This is a genomic window from Rhizobacter sp. P1_G5 (assembly GCF_056405435.1).
In genome coordinates this window covers 1-828 of sequence record NZ_JBFUCB010001118.1, presented here as the reverse complement: position 1 = coordinate 828, position 828 = coordinate 1, and the positions used below count along the sequence as shown (strand labels likewise).

Here is an 828-nt window from a genome sequence, read left to right as displayed (position 1 = left end):
TCCAGGTGCAGCGGCTCGCCCGGCTGCCGCAGCACCATCRCACGCATTGGTTCATCGGCCATCACGGCTCCTTCAATCGAGGGGGTGGGTCAGCAGCCACAGCAGCACGGCGGCGGCGACGATGCCGAGCACGAGCAGGATGGCGATGACGATCAGGCCGGTCATGRCAGTGCGGAATGCGGCAGCGCCGCCAGCCCCGCCCAGATCACGGCGACCGCGATCGCGAGCGAGGCGACGCCCGCCGCGGCGCCGGCCAGCAGCCACGCACCGTCGTGCCGCAGCACGCCCAGCATCATCACGCTGATCGCGAAGGCCGGCGCCATGTTGCCCAGCGGCACCGGCAGTGCGAGCACCGCGCCGAGCACGAAACACAGCAGCCCCGCGAGCCGCACCGGCAGCGCTGCCGACAGCGCCGGCCAGCGCGGGCGCAGCAGCGGCTCGACGCGCGCGAGCCACGGCAGCAGGCGACGGGTGAGGGCGGCGAAGCGCTCGCGCGAGATCGAGCGCGCCGCGATCGGCGCCGGCAGCCAGGCCGGCAGCCCGAGCGCGAGCTGTGCCGCGAGGAACAGCAACGGCACGCCGAGGACGCCGGACGTGCCGGGCGGCACCGGCAGCAGGTTGGGCAGCGCGAAGAAGAGGATCAGCGTGGCCAGCGCCTGGTCCTGCATCGCGAGCAGCAGGTCGCCGATGCGGATGCGCTCGCGCTGCGGGTCGCTCGACAGCGCGAGCAGCACGCGCGACAGCGCATCGGGCGGGGGCGGCGGTTCGGTGCTGCGGGCGGCAAGGAGTGGCATCGCGGGGCTCCGGTGGCGCGTGGCGGGCTTGGAT

Annotated in this window: 1 protein-coding gene; it reads right to left on the bottom strand. The window is 74.3% G+C overall.

The genetic code is table 11. The annotated features are described in order from the left end of the window. Nucleotides 1-161: 161 nt before the first annotated feature. The gene (locus AC1D12_RS34460) at nucleotides 162-794 is read right to left on the bottom strand and encodes an exopolysaccharide biosynthesis protein (protein WP_477845543.1); all 633 of its coding nucleotides are present in this window, start codon (nucleotides 792-794) and stop codon (nucleotides 162-164) included. Nucleotides 795-828 lie beyond the last annotated feature (34 nt).